This window comes from Clostridium sp. (assembly GCF_032552055.1).
Classification (GTDB): Bacteria; Bacillota; Clostridia; order Clostridiales; family Clostridiaceae; genus Clostridium.
The window spans coordinates 1-7256 of sequence record NZ_JAWGSV010000161.1 but is presented as its reverse complement, the minus strand read 5'-3'; the positions used below and the strand labels follow the sequence as shown (position 1 = coordinate 7256).

Genomic DNA, 7256 nt, shown 5'->3' with positions numbered 1-7256 from the left:
ATATTATACATAATAATTAGAAAATAATCATCTTTATGAATTTATAAATTCATAAAGCAAATCTATTATATTTCAACCTAAATCCTTCTATTTTCTTTCAACTGTTAAATACTAAAATTTAATATCATTTTGTTTTATCTTCTTTTTCAGTTACATACAATAAGTTAGCTCCGCAAAATGGGCATATAACTTCATCAACATTATTTTTAATATCAAACCTTATTGGAAGTCTCTTTTTACAAAATGGACATCTCCATATTAATAAAGATATAACGATAAATATTAATAATAAAACACATCCTATAATACCTCCAATTGAACTAATGATATTATCACCAGTATAGCTAAGAATAGCACTTGGAAAACTTATTACTATTGATAATAAAAGACATACTATTGAAAATCTTCTAAGCTTCAATACATTTTCTTTTCTTCTTAACATAATTCTGCTCCCTAATGATTAATTTCTATAAAGAATATGTTATGTCCTTTGCTTATTGAAAAGAATACCTTTCTTCTAACTTATCCCGTAATAATTTGATTAAATTTCAATCAACCTATGGAATCTAAGTGAAATAATTAATAATAAAATTATTCATTAATATAATAACTTAATCTTTCTTCGAAACTACTACCATCTAATGTACTCCAAATAATTTTATTAAAAATCTCAGATAAACTTTTTCCATTAAATACTTTAGCTGTAATAAGATCATCTAATGTATTATACTCATATCCTTGTGATCCATCTTCCACTAATCCAAACCAGTATACTTCTTTTCCAAATTTATTATCATCAGGCATTTTCCCAATCCAACAATTCTTATATTCTATATTATCTTTAATACTAAAATTCATTTCGATACAGGAATTATTTGTTAAAACATCACTTTTTAAAATTGTTATTAACTCATTAAGTTCAATTTTTTTCAATATTCCTCCCCCTTACTTTTATTAATAAAAAACCTTATTACACAAAAATTTCTTGTCTCATTTTTATCTTTTAACTTCAAAAATTCTTTCCACTATTTAAATCCTTTTCATATCTATATATAAAAATATTAACTAGCATTACTACAATATATTTAACCCTTATTTAAATATATTAATCATTATAAAAATTAATTATCACTTTCCCATAATTTTCATAGTAGCGAGCTTTTAAAGATTCGCCAAGCACACTACCTCATATACAAATTATACCATAATTTAAAATGCAAATATATGCTTATTACTTATATAGCTTTACTCTTATATATAAACAAAACTTGACCAACAAATTTTTACATAAAACTCTTAAAGATATACATATACTTTAAAGAGAGTATATTTATTTTTAATTTTAAAGTGGGGATATTATGAACATTGCTATTTATTCAAGAAAATCAGTTTATACTTCTAGTGGAGATAGTATTGAAAATCAAATTGATTTATGTAAAGACTATTATTTACGTATGACGAATTCAGATAAAATTAACTTTATTATTTATGAAGATGAAGGCTTTTCTGGAAAAAACATTAAAAGACCACAGTTTCAAAAGCTGCTTAATGATATAAAGTCTAAGAAGATAGAAGTTTTGCTTTGTTATAGGTTAGATAGAATTTCTCGTAATGTGGCAGACTTCTCCTCTACCTTAGAGCTTCTTCAAAAGTATAATGTTGATTTTGTATCTATTAAAGAACAATTTGATACTTCAACCCCTATGGGTAGGGCTATGATTCATATTGCATCTGTTTTTGCACAGCTAGAAAGAGAAACAATCGCTGAAAGAATAAGAGATAATATGATAGAGTTATCTAAAACTGGTCGCTGGCTTGGTGGTATTCCTCCCCTTGGATTTGATGCTATAAGAGAAACTTACTTAGATGAAGAACTGAAGGAAAAATCCTTTAGTAAGCTTATAATAAATGAAGAAGAATTAAAATATATAGAAATAATTTATGACAAATACTTAGAATTAAAATCTCTAAATAAGGTATCATTATTTTGTATGAAAAATAATATATCTGGTAAATTAGGTGGATCTTTAGAGCGTTCTGGTCTTGGAGTTATATTGCAAAATCCCGTATATGTAAAATCTACTTATGAAGTACTAAGCTATCTAAAAAATACTGGCTTTTCAGTTTTTGGTGAAGCCAATGGAAATGGTATATTTAGATATTCTCAAGATACATCTGAAAAAATCGCAACTGTATCAAATCACAAAGGTGTAGTAAATGCTGATAAATGGCTAAAGGTTCAGGAACTCATAAAAAGCAACTTAAATCCAAAGTTAAACTCATCTATTTCTAATGTAGCCTTACTTACTAGACTTTTAAAGTGTAATAAATGTGGTTCTAATATGATAGTTAAATATGGTAATAAATATAAGAGTAATAAAAGAGCCTTCTACTATGTCTGCAGTAATAAAAGTAAGTCAAGTGGTCTAAGATGTGATTGTAAGAATATTAAAGGTGATATAGCTGAAGAATTAGTATTAAAGGCTATAAATGTTTATAATATAGATCAACTACTAAAAGAATTGTCTAATATAACAAAAAGCCCTAAAGAAACTATCTCTAATGATAAAAAAGATCTTCTTAAAAATATAGATACATTAGAAATGAAAATTAAAAGGCTAGTACAAAAATTATCTTTAGTAGATGACTTAGAAATTTCAAAAATTATACTTTCTCAAATACAAGATTATAAAGAAGAAATTAAAAGCCTTAAATCTTCATTAATTAATGCCACTATAAGAGATGATAATAATTTACTCTCCTCTTCTCAGCTAAAAAGAACTATTTCTATCTTAAAGAGTTTTGATGAAATAATAAAAGAAGCAACTATAGAAGAAAAAAGGGATATGCTATTTTCAATTATAGAAAAAATAGTTTGGGATGAGGAAGGCCAAAAGTTAAATATAATCTATAAGAAAATAAAGGACAATAGATAGCTTATTTATACTAAGTCTATCTACTGTCCTTTTCTATTAAATTGTTGCACCTCTGTACATAGGGCACAAATGCCTTCTCCACAACACATTTTTGTATTATTACAGCAAGATAAATCAATTTTATTTTTATCTATTTCATTTAAGTAATCTATTGTTGTAACTGTTAATATATCTGCTCCAGCAATATGGATATAATTAATATCCTTCTCATCTATTAATTTTTTAACAATCACCTTTGCTTCATCACTTAACTTTCCTTTATCTAAAAGAGATACTTCTATTAATTCAACATTATAGTTCTCTAAATATTCTTTTATATAAATATCTTTATAAGGCTCCTTATCCATTAATAATGTTATTCTATTATTATTTAAAGCAAGCTTTCTAATAACTGGCATCATAGGTGCCATGCCAATACCTCTAGCAAGTACTAAAACATTTTTATCTTTCTGCTTATTTACATTACTAATTCCAAATACTCCATTCCAATAAGGTCCTCTTATAGTGATTTCTTCACCTTCCCCTATAGTAAGTAACTGTTTAGTTTTAATCCCTCTAATTTCAATCATTATTGAAACAATATTACTATTTATATCTGATTCTAATATAGAAATAGGTACATCATAATAAATATTTTCACTAGTTCTAATAAAAATAAAGCTGCCTGGTTTTACTAAGTCAATTGCTAATTTATGAGGGACCTCAAACTTTATAACTACAACATCCTCTTCTAAAACTTCCTTTTTAACAACTAAGCAATTATAAGTTTTTCTACCTTCCTTAGCCTTTGATCCATTGCCAATAAATTCATGGTAAATACAGACTCCCTTCCAATTCAAACAATCACAAAGACAATCTCCCTGAAGCTGAGAGCAAATAATACACTCTCCGCTTTCAGCTAATTTACATGGGCAGTACTCAGTTCCAACATCAATGCATTCAACAATTTCTTTCATTAATTAGTCTCCCCCAAGATTTCTTATACAATAATAGCTTATTTTCTATTTTTCTTTTTGTTACAACATTTTTAGAGGAATGTAAACTGTCGCATAGTGTATATTACTACTTAAATTTTAAAAAACAACTTATCTATCCCCATAGTAAAAACAAATAAAAAAATGGACAGTTTTAAGCTGACCACTTCACTTTAAGACTATATTTTTTTGTAATGTACATCTTTAATTATATATATTTTATATTACTAGTTACTAAATGTTATAGTATTCCCTAATAAAATTATATTTCCATTATCAACAACAATTCCTCCACTATTAGTAATGGCATATATTTTATCTTTTTTCTCTTCCAATACTTTTTTTATATATTTATTTTCTAACTCTGTCCCCTCATAGTGTACTTCAATATCAAAGTTGTTTATAATATTTAATCCCGAATTATATGAAAATGTATCATAATCAGCATCTGGAGTAATGTGATATTCTGAGACTTGAACCATAGCGCCTGCACTACTACCAATAATAATACCTCTAAAACTTTCAATATCCTCAATTAAGTCAAACTCTTTTATCCGTGACATCATTTTATCTGGTAAACCACCAGTAAGCAAAATAATATCACTATTTCTTATCTTAACTTTTGCATCTTCCTTTGCATCTTTAAAATAGTTTATCCAATTTATATTTTCTTCTTTTATTCCATAGTTTTTGAAAGGTATAACTATACTCTCATAATATTTCCCATTACTCTTGCTATAAGATTTCTGCCATTTATCGTCACTACTGATCTTTTCACTAAAGGAAAATGGAATTATTAAAATCCTATCACTAAAATTTATATATTTTCCTACTACATCTTTCGCCCAGTTTTCATGAAAGTTATATTCGCTAAATAACATATTTATCATATATATCTCTTCTTTCCTCAATTCTCAATATTTAACTATAACATGTTGCTAATTACATCTAAAATTAATCATTAATACCAATATCAATATTTTCGACAAACATCTAAATACCTACGTTTTTATTTCCCCATAACAACTAAGTCACCTAAAATCTTAAATCCATTCTTTTTATAGAAGTCACAAGAAGGAAACTCTCTTTCAGTATTAAGTATCATCCCATCTACACCTTCATTAGATAATAGTTCTTCTATATTCTTTAAAAATAAGCTACCTATTCCTCTCCCCTGAAAGTCATATCCTATGCAAAATTCATTTATATAATATTCCATTCCTTTTATCCAAGGTTTTCTCATACCTAGGCTTAATGCTATAACTTTGTTATCTATTAATCCTATATATCCTAAAAAATAATTATTTCTCATATGATTAGTGAATAACCCTCTAACTTGTTCTCTTGAATCATATTTATCATTCCAAGGCTCTCTTGAAAATGTATAGATAAATAAATCAATACACTCCTCTAAATATTCTTTTGATAATTTTATTACTTTTAATTCCATTTAATCCCCACCACTCTTTCAATTTTATATAAATCTCTACTTATTATTTAAATTCTTGTGAATTAATTAATTAATAATAAATCACAACCTTTTCCCTAATTATAACACTTTTTCTAACTATACCTACGCTACAATAATCTCTTCCATTATTTATCTTGTATCGATAAAAATGAAACTACACCATATAAATCCATTAAAATCAACAATATGACATACATCAGCGTAAGAAAATAAAATAGCACCTAGTTACTTCTAGGTGCTATTTCTATGATTGTTTTAGGGTAAAATTAGTAAATATTAGTTAGTTATTAATAGTTGAATTTAAATTTTTTAGAGCTTTGTCTCTAGGGAAATTACACATACCCCTAATAATAAGCTTTTATGTGTAAATTATAAGTATTGTTATGAGTTTTTTCAATATTTCTTCAACAACTTTCACTATGACACTTTTTGTTATAAGTTAAAAAGCACTTAAATTTAATTCTTTTTCCTGAAATAATAAACCAATAGCTACACCAAAGGCTAATCCTAATGCTAAGTTGTCAAATACTATACCAAATGCAATACCCAATCCCATAAATATTGCTAAGTTATACTTACTTTCTTTTTTCTTTCCTTTTCACTCATAATTGATATATCAATTACTTCATATAATTATTAACTAACTCATAACATCTTTCTTTAGTAGTCTTGGCTAAACTATCTATTCTTAAAAATGGAGCTATTGATCCACCCTCAAATTTATCGTCAGCCGCATCACTTTTTTCATCTCTAATCTTAATCCAATTAAGTTCATCTTCAGTTAAGTTATTTATTTCAGTTTCTGATAATTGCTCCGCCAATTTTGAGTAAACTTCATTTAACATTTTGTCCCACTTTTCATATTCTTCAGAAGCTGCCTCAATCATTTTTAAGGTTATTCCACTATCATATTTTTCTTTTAATGATGTATTTAAATCAGCTTCTAATTCATTTAATTTATCCAAATACATTTGTTTAATAGTAATTTTTTCATTATCATTTGTTGAATCATTTTCCTTTGATTCAATTGCATCTTGCCCTTTATCTATATCAGTTTCATTATTATCTGTGTTTTCTACAGATGTAATTATCTTATCTTCATTATTACTTTGTTCTTTGATATCATTGAAAACATTGCTACATCCCACTAAAAACACCGAACTTACACTAACAATACAAATAATACTTTTTGTAATCTTACTCATATCCTATTTCCTCAATTCCAATTATTCATATCTTAACATTATAATAATTAAACATTAAATCTTCCTACAATTATAGTATTTACTTCAACTATTTTACTATTTCCCAAATATGACTCTTTTATAAATTATACCATAAGCACTACAAATTTATAAATACTTGTAAATATAAATATTATTAAGATTAAATTTCAAAATTATTTATACACTATATAGTTTTATTATATAGTAATGGGATGTCTATATAAGACATCCCATTACTATTTCTTTATTATCTTTATGAGAAATATTCAAGAATTTTTGTTAATATAAATTTTTAAAGCCTTAATTAAAAGTATTAAAACATAAATACCTAAACCAAAAAACGTAAGAAATATGGAAACATTTATAAATCCCCATATAGCAATATTCATAATATTTCCTCCTTTAGTACTATTAGTGTTATTTCCTTTGCACCATTTACTCAAAAATATAATTGCTTAACTATATTTGAGTTATATATTCTATAAGAAATTAATAACTATATTAACTAGAAAGTCTCGTATTTTTTTATTAATGAAAATTCCAAAGAATATTAGTAATACCCCTAAAGTTGTTATAAAATATCCTAACAAATCATCAAAAAGATATGTATATTCAATTCCAAGTAATATTAATCCCATAACCATACTTG

General features: G+C 25.8%; 8 protein-coding genes. 1 reads left to right on the top strand and 7 read right to left on the bottom strand.

The window, feature by feature from the left end:
- Nucleotides 1–124: 124 nt before the first annotated feature.
- Nucleotides 125–442: a hypothetical protein gene (locus E6248_RS10975; RefSeq protein ID WP_316340845.1), complete on the bottom strand. Its 318-nt coding sequence runs from the start codon at nucleotides 440–442 to the stop codon at nucleotides 125–127.
- 149 nt (nucleotides 443–591) lie between these two features.
- On the bottom strand, nucleotides 592–933 hold the full coding sequence (locus E6248_RS10970; protein WP_316340844.1) for a hypothetical protein: 342 nt from the start codon (nucleotides 931–933) through the stop codon (nucleotides 592–594).
- 425 nt (nucleotides 934–1358) lie between these two features.
- On the opposite strand from E6248_RS10970, the gene E6248_RS10965 reads away from it, so the two are divergent.
- Nucleotides 1359–2936 carry a recombinase family protein gene (locus E6248_RS10965; RefSeq protein WP_316340843.1) on the top strand — a complete coding sequence of 526 codons (1578 nt, stop codon included), beginning with the start codon at nucleotides 1359–1361 and terminating at the stop codon, nucleotides 2934–2936.
- 20 nt (nucleotides 2937–2956) lie between these two features.
- Here E6248_RS10965 and E6248_RS10960 read toward each other — a convergent pair whose 3' ends face one another.
- The 5 genes from E6248_RS10960 to E6248_RS10940 form a co-directional block, all read right to left on the bottom strand.
- Nucleotides 2957–3892: a sulfide/dihydroorotate dehydrogenase-like FAD/NAD-binding protein gene (locus E6248_RS10960; RefSeq protein ID WP_316340842.1), complete on the bottom strand. Its 936-nt coding sequence runs from the start codon at nucleotides 3890–3892 to the stop codon at nucleotides 2957–2959.
- A 245-nt stretch (nucleotides 3893–4137) separates the two neighbouring features.
- On the bottom strand, nucleotides 4138–4800 hold the full coding sequence (locus tag E6248_RS10955; RefSeq protein WP_316340841.1) for a Type 1 glutamine amidotransferase-like domain-containing protein: 663 nt from the start codon (nucleotides 4798–4800) through the stop codon (nucleotides 4138–4140).
- Nucleotides 4801–4919: 119 nt separating this feature from the next.
- Entirely contained in the window at nucleotides 4920–5360 is a 441-nt protein-coding gene (locus tag E6248_RS10950; protein WP_316340840.1) for a GNAT family N-acetyltransferase, read from the bottom strand.
- A 641-nt stretch (nucleotides 5361–6001) separates the two neighbouring features.
- Nucleotides 6002–6586: a lysozyme inhibitor LprI family protein gene (locus E6248_RS10945; protein ID WP_316340839.1), complete on the bottom strand. Its 585-nt coding sequence runs from the start codon at nucleotides 6584–6586 to the stop codon at nucleotides 6002–6004.
- Between the two features lie 287 nt (nucleotides 6587–6873).
- Complete coding sequence (locus tag E6248_RS10940) at nucleotides 6874–6996, bottom strand: hypothetical protein (RefSeq protein WP_316340838.1); 123 nt, start codon at nucleotides 6994–6996, stop codon at nucleotides 6874–6876.
- Between the last annotated feature and the right edge of the window lie 260 nt (nucleotides 6997–7256).

Excerpts from the sequence above, each read along its gene's own strand:
- E6248_RS10965 (WP_316340843.1), top strand. The coding sequence starts at position 1,359 with ATGAACATTGCTATTTATTCAAGAAAATCAGTTTATACTTCTAGTGGA.
- E6248_RS10960 (WP_316340842.1), bottom strand. The coding sequence starts at position 3,892 with ATGAAAGAAATTGTTGAATGCATTGATGTTGGAACTGAGTACTGCCCA.
- E6248_RS10955 (WP_316340841.1), bottom strand. The coding sequence starts at position 4,800 with ATGATAAATATGTTATTTAGCGAATATAACTTTCATGAAAACTGGGCG.
- E6248_RS10940 (WP_316340838.1), bottom strand. The coding sequence starts at position 6,996 with ATGAATATTGCTATATGGGGATTTATAAATGTTTCCATATTTCTTACG.
- E6248_RS10975 (WP_316340845.1), bottom strand. The coding sequence starts at position 442 with ATGTTAAGAAGAAAAGAAAATGTATTGAAGCTTAGAAGATTTTCAATA.
- E6248_RS10950 (WP_316340840.1), bottom strand. The coding sequence starts at position 5,360 with ATGGAATTAAAAGTAATAAAATTATCAAAAGAATATTTAGAGGAGTGT.
- E6248_RS10945 (WP_316340839.1), bottom strand. The coding sequence starts at position 6,586 with ATGAGTAAGATTACAAAAAGTATTATTTGTATTGTTAGTGTAAGTTCG.